Annotated in this window: 17 protein-coding genes; 10 read left to right on the top strand and 7 right to left on the bottom strand. The window is 39.9% G+C overall.

Annotated elements, in window-relative coordinates; genetic code table 11:
* Positions 1-234: 234 nt before the first annotated feature.
* Together bslA and R0K30_RS12355 are read right to left on the bottom strand one after the other, a co-directional pair.
* Positions 235-771 carry a biofilm surface layer hydrophobin BslA gene (gene bslA, locus R0K30_RS12360; protein ID WP_410610936.1) on the bottom strand — a complete coding sequence of 179 codons (537 nt, stop codon included), beginning with the start codon at positions 769-771 and terminating at the stop codon, positions 235-237.
* 126 nt (positions 772-897) lie between these two features.
* On the bottom strand, positions 898-1,299 hold the full coding sequence (locus R0K30_RS12355; protein WP_410610934.1) for a hypothetical protein: 402 nt from the start codon (positions 1,297-1,299) through the stop codon (positions 898-900).
* A gap of 591 nt (positions 1,300-1,890) precedes the next feature.
* Here R0K30_RS12355 and R0K30_RS12350 point away from each other — a divergent pair.
* The 3 genes from R0K30_RS12350 to R0K30_RS12340 all read left to right on the top strand — a co-directional run bounded on the left by R0K30_RS12350 (position 1,891) and on the right by R0K30_RS12340 (position 4,742).
* The gene (locus R0K30_RS12350; RefSeq protein WP_099725769.1) at positions 1,891-2,364 is read left to right on the top strand and encodes a CarD family transcriptional regulator; all 474 of its coding nucleotides are present in this window, start codon (positions 1,891-1,893) and stop codon (positions 2,362-2,364) included.
* A gap of 314 nt (positions 2,365-2,678) precedes the next feature.
* A complete protein-coding gene (locus R0K30_RS12345; RefSeq protein ID WP_256499590.1) occupies positions 2,679-3,428 on the top strand; it encodes a poly-gamma-glutamate hydrolase family protein in 750 nt (249 codons plus the stop codon).
* Between the two features lie 165 nt (positions 3,429-3,593).
* Entirely contained in the window at positions 3,594-4,742 is a 1,149-nt protein-coding gene (locus R0K30_RS12340) for a Rap family tetratricopeptide repeat protein (RefSeq protein ID WP_256499591.1), read from the top strand.
* An 89-nt stretch (positions 4,743-4,831) separates the two neighbouring features.
* On the opposite strand, the gene R0K30_RS12335 is transcribed toward R0K30_RS12340, so the two are convergent.
* Positions 4,832-6,157 (bottom strand): S8 family peptidase, encoded by a 1,326-nt coding sequence (locus R0K30_RS12335; RefSeq protein ID WP_410610931.1) that lies wholly within the window; start codon positions 6,155-6,157, stop codon positions 4,832-4,834.
* 583 nt (positions 6,158-6,740) lie between these two features.
* Here R0K30_RS12335 and R0K30_RS12330 point away from each other — a divergent pair.
* Positions 6,741-7,481, top strand: a complete 741-nt coding sequence (locus R0K30_RS12330) for a poly-gamma-glutamate hydrolase family protein (protein ID WP_410610928.1) — start codon at positions 6,741-6,743, stop codon at positions 7,479-7,481.
* 77 nt (positions 7,482-7,558) lie between these two features.
* Positions 7,559-8,008: an OsmC family protein gene (locus R0K30_RS12325; protein WP_099725765.1), complete on the top strand. Its 450-nt coding sequence runs from the start codon at positions 7,559-7,561 to the stop codon at positions 8,006-8,008.
* Between the two features lie 45 nt (positions 8,009-8,053).
* Here R0K30_RS12325 and erbB read toward each other — a convergent pair whose 3' ends face one another.
* The 4 genes from erbB to R0K30_RS12305 all read right to left on the bottom strand — a co-directional run bounded on the left by erbB (position 8,054) and on the right by R0K30_RS12305 (position 9,653).
* On the bottom strand, positions 8,054-8,422 hold the full coding sequence (gene erbB / locus R0K30_RS12320) for an SMR family multidrug efflux transporter EbrB (protein WP_099725764.1): 369 nt from the start codon (positions 8,420-8,422) through the stop codon (positions 8,054-8,056).
* Between the two features lie 16 nt (positions 8,423-8,438).
* Positions 8,439-8,756, bottom strand: a complete 318-nt coding sequence (erbA, locus tag R0K30_RS12315; protein WP_099725763.1) for an SMR family multidrug efflux transporter EbrA — start codon at positions 8,754-8,756, stop codon at positions 8,439-8,441.
* Positions 8,757-8,758: 2 nt separating this feature from the next.
* On the bottom strand, positions 8,759-9,301 hold the full coding sequence (locus R0K30_RS12310) for a TetR/AcrR family transcriptional regulator (RefSeq protein ID WP_410610925.1): 543 nt from the start codon (positions 9,299-9,301) through the stop codon (positions 8,759-8,761).
* Positions 9,302-9,413: 112 nt separating this feature from the next.
* Positions 9,414-9,653 carry a spore coat protein gene (locus R0K30_RS12305; RefSeq protein ID WP_099725761.1) on the bottom strand — a complete coding sequence of 80 codons (240 nt, stop codon included), beginning with the start codon at positions 9,651-9,653 and terminating at the stop codon, positions 9,414-9,416.
* A gap of 104 nt (positions 9,654-9,757) precedes the next feature.
* Here R0K30_RS12305 and R0K30_RS12300 point away from each other — a divergent pair, with 104 nt between their 5' ends.
* The 5 genes from R0K30_RS12300 (at position 9,758) to R0K30_RS12280 (ending at position 12,212) form a co-directional block, all read left to right on the top strand.
* Entirely contained in the window at positions 9,758-10,159 is a 402-nt protein-coding gene (locus tag R0K30_RS12300) for a YmaF family protein (RefSeq protein WP_099725760.1), read from the top strand.
* 69 nt (positions 10,160-10,228) lie between these two features.
* Positions 10,229-11,185 carry a tRNA (adenosine(37)-N6)-dimethylallyltransferase MiaA gene (gene miaA / locus R0K30_RS12295; protein ID WP_256499594.1) on the top strand — a complete coding sequence of 319 codons (957 nt, stop codon included), beginning with the start codon at positions 10,229-10,231 and terminating at the stop codon, positions 11,183-11,185.
* A 25-nt stretch (positions 11,186-11,210) separates the two neighbouring features.
* Entirely contained in the window at positions 11,211-11,432 is a 222-nt protein-coding gene (gene hfq, locus R0K30_RS12290; RefSeq protein ID WP_003211269.1) for an RNA chaperone Hfq, read from the top strand.
* A 161-nt stretch (positions 11,433-11,593) separates the two neighbouring features.
* Positions 11,594-11,920, top strand: coding sequence for a YmzC family protein (locus tag R0K30_RS12285; RefSeq protein ID WP_099725758.1), 327 nt, complete (start codon positions 11,594-11,596; stop codon positions 11,918-11,920).
* A gap of 79 nt (positions 11,921-11,999) precedes the next feature.
* A complete protein-coding gene (locus R0K30_RS12280; protein ID WP_099725757.1) occupies positions 12,000-12,212 on the top strand; it encodes a hypothetical protein in 213 nt (70 codons plus the stop codon).
* Positions 12,213-12,475: the final 263 nt, after the last annotated feature.

Genomic DNA, 12,475 nt, shown 5'->3' with positions numbered 1-12,475 from the left:
AAAATCAATGTACTGATCAATTTTACGAAGCAGGTGATCCTCTTCGACCAGTTGATCTAGCAATACAAATTCGGCTTGGTGCTGAGAAGAATTTCTAGTGTGGAACATGAGAAAGACACCTTCCTTTAGTGGGTTTTTCTCTATTATAAAATGAGGAGATGTAAATTTTAAGGAAAAAAATAAAGCTGTCGAGATTTTCTCGACAGCCTGAGCGCTCTTAGAGCGCTTTTTTATTTAGCATCCACAAGGATTTGGCGGTGTGACGACAACTGGTCGTTTGTTAATATCAATCGTATCTTCTGCATAAAATGTGGAACCAATGCTGATTGCACGATTTTCTGCGCGGAATGTATATGTACCTGCCGCGGGGAGTATTTTATGTGAAAGCTGTAATGTATATTGCGAACTTCCAAATAAATCAAATCTAGCTGGAATGCGGACTGTTTTTCCGCTATCCAAAATGTAGCTGTCTTTTAATGCTTTTCCGTTAAAGATGTCTTTTGTTGTGGCTTGAAAGCCTGCAGGCAATGTAAACTCAATTGCACCGATACTTAAGACTGAATTTGGTCGGTATGTCAGCTCAATGTCAGAAAAAGACCATTCCTGCTTACTTGCTCCTGTAATTTTCGCATAAAGTGCAGCTGGCCTTGCATTGGTCGAAGCTTTGCCTTCCTCCGTCTTGGCTCCTTCAGCGGATGCGGCAAGCGGTAGCGATAGTGCCATGACCAGTGTAAGCATCCCCATCATTAGGATTGTCCATGTTTTTTTCATTTCTTCCTTCCCCCTTGGTTGATTATAGGTAAATAATAGATAATAACATCCATTATTTACCTACAAGATTACCATATTCCTATATGTCATTAAATGGTATATTGTACTCTTATTTTGTCTATTTGTTTAGTAATAGCGGGGGAGGAACGCATTAGGTTGATTCATTCCGTAAGCGTGGCCTGCCATATGATGGTGTGGCATAATATACATATCTTGATACCCGTATGGCTGCTGATATGGATGCATCCCATATCCACCACCATAGTGGCCTAGATGTTGGTGATCTTTCATTGGAACATGTGAAAATGAATCATGCTGATTCGTATACGGAGAATATGGTGAATGGTGATGCGGGTAGTGTCCGCTATAAGCATCTTTTTTACCAGTATGATAATGGTTTGGCATATTCATATGCTCCTGCATGTTTGGTGCGATCACATGCTCATGATTGGCTGTATACACATTTTCAAACGTGTGATAGGGATTTCCTTGGTGGTAATGATTGGTCTGGTTATTCATATTGTTCATTTTGTATCTCATCCTTTTTGTCAGGTTGCCATATCCTATGAGGGTCACCCGTTTCATGAGCCTATCCATATGAAAGAAAAAGTGCATTACACAAGAAAAAAAACCGGCTTTTCAGCCGGGAAAACAAAAAGCAGGTGAAGCGTCAAACACTAAAATGAGGTGCTATGCTTTCTTCTGCGACGCTTCTTACAGCTGCTGCAGACACTTTTAGGATAATAATAGGGATCGTAGCTTCTAGAAGTATCCCAAAAATCGCTCTCAAACCAATCATCTTTTTTATGATAAAACTTCTTTTCTTTACATGGATCAACATGGCGATGATCGTCATGCTTCTTATAACAGTTTGAGTGGGAATGTTTGCACTTGCATTTGCACATTGTCATCCCTCCTAAATGTGACTCAATGCTAGTATATGCACGGAAGATACACGAGGACTGGATGGTGGTGCTTCTTTTGTAAAAAAGGCTTTTTCTTTAAAAACTCAAATGAAAAGAATTGACTAGTGCTAAAATAACATGATAAAATATAAATTTTTATCCTCTGCTGAAATGTGTTATAATCATATTGTGAATACTTTCGGAGGTGGCGGATTTGTTTCAAATAGGTGATAAAATTGTTTATCCTATGCATGGAGCCGGTGTGATTGAAGGAATGGAAGAAAAAGAAATTTTAGGTAAGACGGAGGAATATTTTCTGATTCAAATGCCGAATATGCAGATGATGATCCCAAGAGGCAGAATCAATCAACTAGGTATACGTCCGGTAGTTGATCAAGCAACGTTGAAAGTTGTGATGAACAATTTTGCAGAAGAAACAAACGACGACGCGCTTACTTGGAAGCAAAGATATGATGAAAATCTGAAAAAGCTAAAAACAGGTACGATCGAAGATGGTGCAGACGTTGTGAAAGATCTGATGAGACGAAATCAGAAGAAAGCATTAAATTCAAGTGAAAAGAAAATGCTTGAAGATGCACGAGGCATGTTAGTGAGTGAAATTTCACTTGCACAAGGGTTATCACAAGATGAAGTGCTAACAGCCTTAGAGAATGAATTAAGAGTTTAAAGATGGATATACAGTAATTGGCTGTAAACAGAAGGGTATACACCTTTTGTTTACAGCTTTTTTGTTTGGAAAAAGAGTCATATTTCCATTTTTGTAGGATATTTTTACTGAAACTGAAATAAGGTCATAGGATTTAGTTTTTACTTGCAAACGGAGCGTTTCAAAGAAGTCTGAAATACCTAGACAACATAAAAAAAACAGGTAAGTTCTCCTGATTCGTTAAAAAGAGCCGGACATTCTTTGAATTCTCTTAGTCATTGATAGTAAAATAATGCGATAAGAAGGCATCTAAGAGAATGAAAAGGAGCGGTGAAATGAAAAGGCTACTTATAAGTGGATTCATCTTTCTGATCCTGTGTGCTCTTTTAATGGTGAAATGCAGCCATTCCGTTCAAGAAAAAAAAGAGCAAAAACAACATCAAGAAGAAGTAGAAAAGTATAAGAAAGAGCGAAAAAAAGGTGATCAATATGAAAGTTTTAAACAGCTCATACGACATGAAAGGGACGGCTATGAGATAGAATTTCACGAAAAGGGTGGTAGTGATTTACTCGTATTTTCTCCTCATGGAGGTGAAATTGAACCAGGAACAAGTGAAATTGTAGAAGCATTTCAAGAAAGGTACTCTACGTATTTGTTTGAAGGTACAAAAAAAGACAATAATCGAGACTTGCATATCACGAGTACAAAATTTGATGAACCCATTTTGGTTCAAATGATTAAAACGTATCCCTTTTCAATTTCCATCCACGGCTATAAAAGTGATAAAAGGCATACGCTAGTTGGCGGGACAAATCCAGAAATGCAAAGAGCTGTTGTACGAGAATTAAAAGATCGTGGCTTTTCCGCAGAAATGGTGCAAGAGGGGGAACGGCTTTCAGGAACAGATCCCAAAAATATTAATAATCGAAATGCAAGTGGTGAAAGTGTTCAGCTAGAAATTAGTACGGCGCAGAGAGAAGCCTTTTTCGATAATTTTGATACGAGAAAAGGAAAGAAAAAAGCATTCAGACGTTATATCAGTGCTTTAAAAGAAGTATTAAGAGAATTTGACCCATCTTCGTAGAAAAACCGTTTTGATGGGCAAAAGTACTCTATTTAAACTTGGTAAAAAAGATAGAAATATGCAAAATGAACATAAATTATGTAATAACTTACAATTTGCCTTAAAAACATAAATTATGTAAAATAATAGTTATCAGTTTGATATGATAGAATGGGGCTGAAGTGGATGGCACACAAAATACCATCTTCCGAAGTAGGTGTAAAGATCAATCAATGGTACACGCATATTTGCAAATTTGAAGTGGAACAGGCAAACGACATGAAGCGCCTTGTTGAAGAAGAAATTCATGAGATGGAAGAGGATCAAGATTTATTACTTTATTATTCTCTAATGGATTTTCGCCATCAAATGATGCTTCAGCACTTAACGCCAGTCCATGCAGGGAGTGAAACGCTTCAAGCTGTGTCCTTTCCTAAAGAAATTGAAGATGCAGAAGATGAGATGACAGGCTTACTAGGCTATTACTTTCATTTTTTCCATGGGATGTATGCGTTTATCCAGCGCCGATATATCGAGGCCATTTCATATTACAAGCATGCGGAACATCAACTGATCTTGGTGACAGATGAAATCGAAAAAGCGGAATTTTACTATAAAATCGCTGAAGTATACTATCATATGAAACAAACCTATTTCTCTATGCACTATGCCAAAAAAGCGAGAGACATCTATAAGAAACATCAGCTTTATGGAAAAAGAAGCATTCAATGTGATTTTGTGATGGCAGGTAATTGGATTGATGTAAATCAGCACCAAAAAGCGCTTCCTTATTTAGAAAAAGCGTTAAAGGTCTGTGAAGCGATGGAAAGACAAGAATGCACGTCTTATTTTAAAGCGATGGCTCTTAACAACTTAGGAACTTGTCATTATAGCATGGGCACGTACCATACAGCGACTGTTTTTTTTGAACAAGCCATTTCGCTTTATCAAAAAGACCAAGCAGCCACGATGATAAAATCATTGTTTTCACTTGCTCTTACTTGTTTTAAACTCGGACATATGGAGCGAGCGAGTGAAGCCATAACCAAAGGAATGAATCAGGCTTGTTTATTGGAAGATGAGATTTATCAGTTGAAATTCCAATTTTTGCAGGCGCTCTATATAGAGAAAGACAGCGGTGATCAATTGAGATCGGCACTTTTTGGTCTAAGAAGCAAAAAAATGTTTGCTGATTTAGAGGAATTAGCACTTGATGCGGCTAATTATTATAAGGAACGCGACATGTACAAGGAATCTTCCACTTTTTTTGAAATTGTGATCGAAGCGCGTACGCACATTCAAAAAGGAGATGAGATGTATGAGAACGAAGCATAACATGTCAGCTGCTCAAGTAGATGAAAGACTTCACACATAAAAACAGACAAACAACACCCTTTACGTAAAAACGTAAAGGGCTTTTTTATTTATTCTTTTATCGCTTTCTCTGCGTCAATGGCACCTGCTCCATAAATCATTGGATTATCTCCAGACCACTTGCTTGTATTTTCTATTAATAGGGCTTTGACATCATCAGGTGTTAAATCCGGGGAATGCTCTAAAAGAAGGGCGCAAATACCGGCGCAAATCGGTGTTGCCATTGATGTGCCAGATAGCGTTGTATAATCATCATCGACTCTGCTTGATTTATCTAGTTTATCCAAAAAGGATCTTGGTGATCTGAGAGATACGATGTTGACTCCTGGTGCAAGGATATCTGGCTTTGCTTCACCATATACAGTTGGGCCTCTGCTCGAAAATGGTGCCACGACATCGTCACTTGATTCTGGTGTATTCCGGTCATCATAGGCGCCGACCGTAATGACTTTTTGACTGACAGCCGGGCTCGCAATCGTTTGACTGTTAGGACCAGAGTTTCCAGCAGCGACGCAGACAACAATGCCTTGATCCCAAGCAGCATTGACAGCGCGCACCATCGGATCATCTTCTTCATCATCATAACGCTGAGCATCTCCGCCTAGTGACATACTCATAATATGAATTGGATCATTGGGATGATCTTCGTTGAACTGTATGCACCACTCAACACCTTCTATAATAGTAGAAAGTGATCCAGCGCCTTGTTTATTTAACACTTTCACGCCAATGAGATTTGCTTTTGGGGCAGGTCCCTTGTATAAGCCGTCTGATGCGGCTCCGTCTCCAGCCACATCTCCAGCGCAGTGAGTACCGTGCCCGTTATCGTCATAAGGCTTCGTTTTTTGTTTGACTAAATCCACAAATCCGCGAATCCGTCCATCTAAATCTTCATGCGGATAAATCCCTGTGTCAATGACAGCCACCGTCATGCCTTCACCGGTTAATGTCGTGCCATTTCGGATGACTTGGTCAGCATGACTTGCTTGTGTTGCGACATCGAGCAGCGCATGAACTTGTCGGTCTAAATAAATCTTTCGAATATGCTCCCCATTCGCTAACAGTTCCTCTAAAGCAGCAGGTGTCAAATCAGCTGCGCAGCAATCGATGTGGGTAAAGTGCTGTTTTATCTTTGTTTTTCTATTTTTTTTCATTAGCTGCTTTGTGCTTTGAATACCTGCTTCGACTGCATCCTCCTTAAATTCAATGATCACACGAAGCTTCTTTTTCTTCTTTAATCTTCCTTCAAAAAAACGATGAAGAAAACAAGGCGTCCACTTAAAGGGTTTATAAAGGTGAAGGACGGTTTCTCTTAACGGCTGATCCAGTTTACTAGCATGCGTTCTGACCATTTGCACCATGGAAAATCCAAACATGTGATGCCCTCCATTCTAGCTATCAATTCTCGTACACTCTTACGTTATGAGACTGAAAGCTGCTTTGTTCGGATTCTTGTCCCTCCTTTTCTTCATATTGGCGGCTTGCTCATTTCTTCTAAAAAGAAAAACGCTTACATTTTGTAAAATAATAGAAAAAGGTGGAAATCATATAGAATCTGCCGATGATAGGTGGGAGAGTTTTTCTTAGAGAACCAGTGAAACAATGGATTTTGCAGAAAAAAGGGGGGGCTGGACAGGGTCAATGCTCATACAAATGTGATGCGTCACAGTTGAAAAAAATCAAATTCGCATAAAAAAAAGCCGAATTAAAGAAAACAGACTGGGTAGGACTAGGTCATTTTAAACATAACTTCATTTGTTTGTCATACTATTCTAACTCTGTTTTCAAACAGGAGAGACGTTTCTGTGTATATAAATGCAATTATCTTATTTTTGAGGAATCTCATGATCTAGAGTGTTATGATCAAATTTGAAGAGAAAATGTGGAAAAAATGAAAAGAAATGATGATTCAATATTAATCATAGAAACGGCTTAGAAATCTGTTAAAGGAGAACGGGAATGAAGAAGTTTTTTGCTTTGCTTCTCCTGCTTGCGATCGGATGGGGCGTTTATTATACCATGCAAGCACAGGAACATGATGAGCCATTTTCATCTTCATCAGGTGGGGAAGACGAAAGCGGTTCAAATGATATTTATCGCAATTTTAAAGAACTGGAAGAGAACGAATCAACTAGCAGCTATCAAATTACAGCCAACCCAGTGCCTGGTAGCCGTCTTCTTGTGATGTCACCCCATGGCGGGAGAATTGAAGGCGGCGTTAGCGAGATCGTCCATTTTTTTGATAACGATTTTTCTACGTATTTATTTGAAGGTTTAAGAGAGAATGCGTCAGAACTTCATATTACTAGCACAAACTTTGATGAACCTATCGGAGTCGCACAGGCAAAAGCACATGATTATGTATTAGCAGTGCACGGCTATAGAGGTGAGGAAGGAATTGACCATACTCTTGTAGGCGGAACCGATTACGACCGTGCAGAGAAAATTGTGAACTCATTAGAGCGGAATGGATTTTCTGCTGAACTTGCTGTTGCACACGCATCCCTAAGCGGAACGAGCAATCATAATATTAATAATCTTACAAAAACAGGGCAAAGTGTGCAGCTTGAGATTAGTAGAAGTCAACGTGAAGCTTTATTTGACAGTTTCGATTTTCGGAGGCGGTCGAGTACGAAAAATGAAGCGTTCTACCGTTATGTGAGGGCGATTCGAACGGTGCTGGATGAAGAATATACATAAGGATTGTGCACATCTTAAGACAAGCAGGGTGAATTCTTGTTACACTATAAAAAGTGATAACAAAAGGAGAGACGGATATGGCGCGTCATCATTTTCATCTTCAGGCAAATTGGCCTGGTCTGCGTAACGATGTTGGTACAATTACATGTGAGCAATTAAAAACGAAGATTTCGATTCCAAAAGAAATGGATGGCCCGGGCATCGGAACAAATCCAGATGAGATGCTCTTAGGTGCAGCGGCCACGTGTTATATCATCACACTTGCCGCCATGATGGAGCGGAGTCAATTAGAGAAAGAGGATCTATCGATGAGCTCTGAGGCCGTCGTAGATGTGACAAATGGTGTGTTTACATATGAGAAAATCATTCATCGACCTGTCATTATCCTCAAAGAGTCCGCTTCCACGTATGATATTGAACTAGCTCGTAAGCTTGCACATAAAGCCGAAAGCTCATGTATGATCTCAAGAGCTGTTCAGGGAAATGTGGACATTTCCTTAGAAGAAACCATTCAAGTCGGCCGTTAAGGCAAAAAAGTCATTTTCTCTTTTACATGGAGAAAATGACTTTTTTTATGACGTCCATTCGGTTTGATCCATTTGTTCTTTGTTTTCTTCCTTTTGTTTCTTGGACTGATTTAAGACAATCACACCGCATATCACGAGTGCAAGACCGATGAAGCCTTTCATATGAATGGTTTCGTTAAACAACACGAGCCCTACAAGAGCGGTGAGTGCTGTTCCGACGCCAGACCATGTGGCATAGGCGGATGAGAGCTCAATTGTTTTAAGTGCCAAACTAAGAAAAGTAAAGGCACATCCAAATCCGATCAGCACCCCAATACTCGGCAGCACTTGTGTAAAACCTTGCGAAAGCTTCAGCATCGTACTGCCAAAAACCTCCGTCAAAATGGCCCCTGTTAAATAGAGCATTCCTTTCATGATCTCTTCACATCCTTTATGACATATTTAAAAGTACGACCCCTAAGACAAGCATAGCCATTCCAATGATTGCTCTCTGGTTCAAGGTTTCTTTAAAAAAGAGCACGCCAAAAAAAGCCGTGAGGACGGTACCAACCCCAGACCATGTTGCGTACGACATGCTAAGTGGAATGATGTTAAGTGTTAATGACAGCATATAAAAAGCAAGTGTATAGAAAGCGACAACGACAGCGCTAGGTTTAAAGCGCGTAAAGCCATTTGATAGTTTTAACATCGCGGCCCCAATTGCTTCTGAAAAAATGGCAACAGCTAAAAAAAGATATCCGAGGATCATCATCATCCCTCCTCTAATATGTGTAAAATCCGATGAAGTAAAAGGGTTTTTTCCTCTCGGTTCAGTGGTTCAAGCTGAAACATCTCTGAAAACCATATCCCATCACATGTAAGGCGGATCAGCTGGCTCAGCGCAGGATCGTTTATTTCCTCTGCTGCTTTCTCTTTGAACTCCGCATAAAAATCACGCCAAGGGTTCAATAACGCTTCATCAAATGACATAGTGGCCAGCATGCTTGTACATAACTGGGTCGTATTTTGCATATCAAGATCATTTAATGTCGCCAAAATATATGCTCGTACATAAGGAGCCTTTTCGTTTTTGCATGTTTCCTGATACGACTCGAGCTGCTGACGAAAGCAGACGATTGCGTGCTCATTCATTTTTTGGATGAGCTCTTCCTTGCTTGAAAAATGATAAAGCAGGCCGGCTTTGGTCATATTTGCATGCTCTGCTACCTGCTGAAGGGTCAGCTGACTTAATCCTTCTTTTAAAATCGTACGAGCAGCTGCCTCAAAAATTTGTTCTTTTTTGGTTTTAGACATAAAAAAAACACCTACTTTACTGAACGGTCGGTAAAGTAAATGTTAACCCATGAAAAACTAGTGTGTCAATTGATTCATTTTATGAAAGGATGTTTTCACTAAATAGTCATATTTAATAATAAGGGTATGGTCCATATGGCGGATATGGCGGTGGATAAGGATATCCATATCCTGGAGCGAGAAGGGATCCAGCAAGTAGTCCTCCGGCAAAACCACCTAAAAATGGAGGTCCAAAAAATCCAGGTCTCCCATAACCGAAGCCAGGTCTTCCAAACCCAAAGCCAGGGCGTCCAAATCCAAAAGGTCTTCTCATGTCTTCTTGAATAAACGGCGGTGTTTCAAAATAATTCATAAAAAAAGGCTCCTCTCACATAAAATCACTGTAACTGACATCAGTGTATGCAAATGGCCTACATGTGTTTGGGTGACCGCCTAATATAAGGAGGAATGTCTTAAATGGGCCTGTATCCATCTGATTGGGCAAAATGTCCGCCGCATGCTCATGCATATAAAGCACGTACGGATGTAACAGAAGAGCATTATCATTTAATAGAAGGGATCTCTCAGCCTGTAAATGGAAGCAGTACTGACAAGCATACGCATTACTATCGAGGGGTCACTTCTTTTGAAAGGGGTCATTTTCACAGATACTATGGCATCACAGGACCTGCTATCCCAAGAGCCGATGGCACACATTATCACGAAATTCAGGAAGTCACATATTCTGCTTATACAGATCCTGTCCCCATCCCATACGGAGGTGTCGTCTATAGTCCAGATGAAGAGAGGCCAACGCATACCCATCGTTTAAAAGGAAAAACATATGAAGTGGTTGGAAATGAACCACTCGGCTGGTGATGGGCAGTATATAGGAGAGAAACAGAAGTTATGCTATACTGTAGGCAGTTTGTAAAAGAGAGTGATGTTATGAAAAAAGCGAAACAACCAGTGATTGTGTTAGTAGGACCGACGGCTGTCGGCAAAACAAAGCTGAGCATTGATATAGCCAAAGCATTTAATGGAGAGATCATCAGCGGAGATTCTATGCAGGTTTATAAAGGAATGGATATTGGAACAGCGAAAATCACCCCTGAAGAAATGGATGGCGTCCCGCACCATCTAATTGATATGAAACAGCCGGATGAATCGTTTTCTACAGCTGAATTTCAGCAGCTTGTCCGTTTGAAAATCAAAGAGATTGCGGGTAGAGGAAAAACGCCAATGATTGTCGGCGGAACAGGTCTGTATATTCAATCTGTTTTATATGATTACACATTTACCGAAGAGAAAAGTGACCCCGCCTTTAGAGAGGAAATGACGCTGTTTGAACAGCAGCATGGGCCGCTTCGGCTGCATGAAAAGCTAAAAGCAGTAGATCCTGACGCTGCAAAAGCGATCCATCCGAATAACGTCCGCCGTGTGATCCGGGCGCTAGAGGTGATACATACAACCGGTCAAAAAATGTCTGAGATGCAAAACGGGCATCAGGAAGTTCCTCTTTACGACACAGCCTTCATTGGGCTGAAAATGGAGCGAGAGCTTTTGTACGAGCGCATTCATCAAAGAATTGATATGATGTTAGATGAGGGCTTAATGGAAGAAGTGAGAGCGCTATATCAATCTGGTTTGAAGGATTGTCAGTCTGTTCAAGCGATTGGTTATAAAGAACTGTATGCCTATTTTCAAGGTGACTGCTCTCTTAATGAAGCCATCCGGCAATTAAAGCAAAATTCCCGGCGATATGCGAAGCGTCAGTTTACGTGGTTCCGTAATAAAATGGATGTCACCTGGTTTGATATGACACCACCTTGCCACTTTTCAGACAAAAAAGAGGAAATTTTCGCATATATAGCAGGAAAGCTTGGACTTAAAGCGAAACTGTAGTTATCAGAATCAAGGAGGACGAAACATGAAACCGATTAATATTCAGGACCAATTTTTGAATCAGATCCGCAAAGACAATACATTTGTCACCGTATTTTTACTGAATGGCTTTCAGCTTCGCGGTCAAGTGAAAGGATTTGACAATTTTACAGTGCTGCTTGAGACAGAAGGGAAGCAGCAGCTTATTTATAAACACGCCATTTCTACATTTGCACCTCAAAAAAATGTAAATCTAGAATTAGAATAGGACAATTTGTATCTAATAGCCCCATGCATCTGCGAATAAACCGGCCGGAACCCGCTACGTTTTTTGTCAGTGCAGAGGGGCTATTTTGTATGCCGTGAAACTTTTCTGTCCATTTTGCGTATGATTCCTTATTGGACTTTTAAAAAGGTGAGGGGATTTATATGGAAAATGCAGAACTTGAATTAAGAAGGATTAGAGTGATACTCCTTTTGATTGGAATCGTTGTCTTATTTGGATCGTGCGCCATTTCAAACATTGAAACGAGACAGGAAAGCTGGCATAACCATTCTTATCAAAATGATAATGGAAATATAGAAGGCCTTTTACAATCAGCTGTTGCGCTAAAAAATAATCACTTTGCTGTTGTTAAGGATGATGAAGTACATGTGTACCGGTTTGATGAAAAAGAAGGGGAGCTGACCCTCGTTAAAACGGAATACATAGATGAATGGGACGAAGAATATGATGATGGGCTTGATGAAGAGTAAGCACGTCAATTTACAAATGTATGTGAAGTCGCTACACTATAATCATGCATCAGACATCTAGACAGAAAAGGATGAGTTCATGTCACACAAAATTAAAATTAATCACTGGGAACAAACTTGTGAAGACGACTCCTGTTTCGAATATGGAACAAGTGTTTCTGTAAATGGGAAAGAATTAGTGAGAGAAGCTTCAATCGTTTCTGCGCTTGAAGCGGTGCTAAAAGAATTAGGTGTTGAAGTGGAAATAACAGAAGTGTCAGAAGATTTACAGTGCGATGCCTACAAAAAATAAAACAAAAAGTCTAGTCTACTAAGCGATTTTTTTTCGTGTTATGATAGATTTCGGTTTCAGTTGAATAGGGAGTAGGGCAGTCTATTTTTAGATCCTGCTCTGCTCTATTTATTTGAACGTACGAGTTCGGCTATGAATGTTCGGCCGGGTTGGTTGATTTTTTTCGTTTCGAACATCTATATGTTGTGTTTTAAAAAAACATAGTATACTATATATAGTGAATAACGAAATGATCAACAATACTAAAAACTAGGTCGTGATGG

This window comes from Bacillus sp. SIMBA_154, from assembly GCF_046536015.1.
Lineage (GTDB): Bacteria > Bacillota > Bacilli > Bacillales > Bacillaceae > Bacillus > Bacillus pumilus_P.
The sequence above is the reverse complement of the archived record's forward strand: the minus strand, read 5'-3'. Positions and strand labels throughout refer to the sequence as shown.

Coding starts and splice junctions, on each gene's coding strand:
- bslA (WP_410610936.1), bottom strand. CDS start 771: ATGAAAAAAACATGGACAATCCTAATGATGGGGATGCTTACACTGGTC.
- R0K30_RS12355 (WP_410610934.1), bottom strand. CDS start 1,299: ATGAACAATATGAATAACCAGACCAATCATTACCACCAAGGAAATCCC.
- R0K30_RS12325 (WP_099725765.1), top strand. CDS start 7,559: ATGGCGCGTCATCATTTTCATCTTCAGGCAAATTGGCCTGGTCTGCGT.
- erbA (WP_099725763.1), bottom strand. CDS start 8,756: ATGATCCTCGGATATCTTTTTTTAGCTGTTGCCATTTTTTCAGAAGCA.
- hfq (WP_003211269.1), top strand. CDS start 11,211: ATGAAACCGATTAATATTCAGGACCAATTTTTGAATCAGATCCGCAAA.
- miaA (WP_256499594.1), top strand. CDS start 10,229: ATGAAAAAAGCGAAACAACCAGTGATTGTGTTAGTAGGACCGACGGCT.
- R0K30_RS12330 (WP_410610928.1), top strand. CDS start 6,741: ATGAAGAAGTTTTTTGCTTTGCTTCTCCTGCTTGCGATCGGATGGGGC.
- R0K30_RS12345 (WP_256499590.1), top strand. CDS start 2,679: ATGAAAAGGCTACTTATAAGTGGATTCATCTTTCTGATCCTGTGTGCT.
- R0K30_RS12285 (WP_099725758.1), top strand. CDS start 11,594: ATGGAAAATGCAGAACTTGAATTAAGAAGGATTAGAGTGATACTCCTT.
- erbB (WP_099725764.1), bottom strand. CDS start 8,422: ATGAAAGGAATGCTCTATTTAACAGGGGCCATTTTGACGGAGGTTTTT.
- R0K30_RS12335 (WP_410610931.1), bottom strand. CDS start 6,157: ATGTTTGGATTTTCCATGGTGCAAATGGTCAGAACGCATGCTAGTAAA.
- R0K30_RS12310 (WP_410610925.1), bottom strand. CDS start 9,301: ATGTCTAAAACCAAAAAAGAACAAATTTTTGAGGCAGCTGCTCGTACG.
- R0K30_RS12340 (WP_256499591.1), top strand. CDS start 3,594: ATGGCACACAAAATACCATCTTCCGAAGTAGGTGTAAAGATCAATCAA.
- R0K30_RS12300 (WP_099725760.1), top strand. CDS start 9,758: ATGGGCCTGTATCCATCTGATTGGGCAAAATGTCCGCCGCATGCTCAT.
- R0K30_RS12280 (WP_099725757.1), top strand. CDS start 12,000: ATGTCACACAAAATTAAAATTAATCACTGGGAACAAACTTGTGAAGAC.
- R0K30_RS12305 (WP_099725761.1), bottom strand. CDS start 9,653: ATGAATTATTTTGAAACACCGCCGTTTATTCAAGAAGACATGAGAAGA.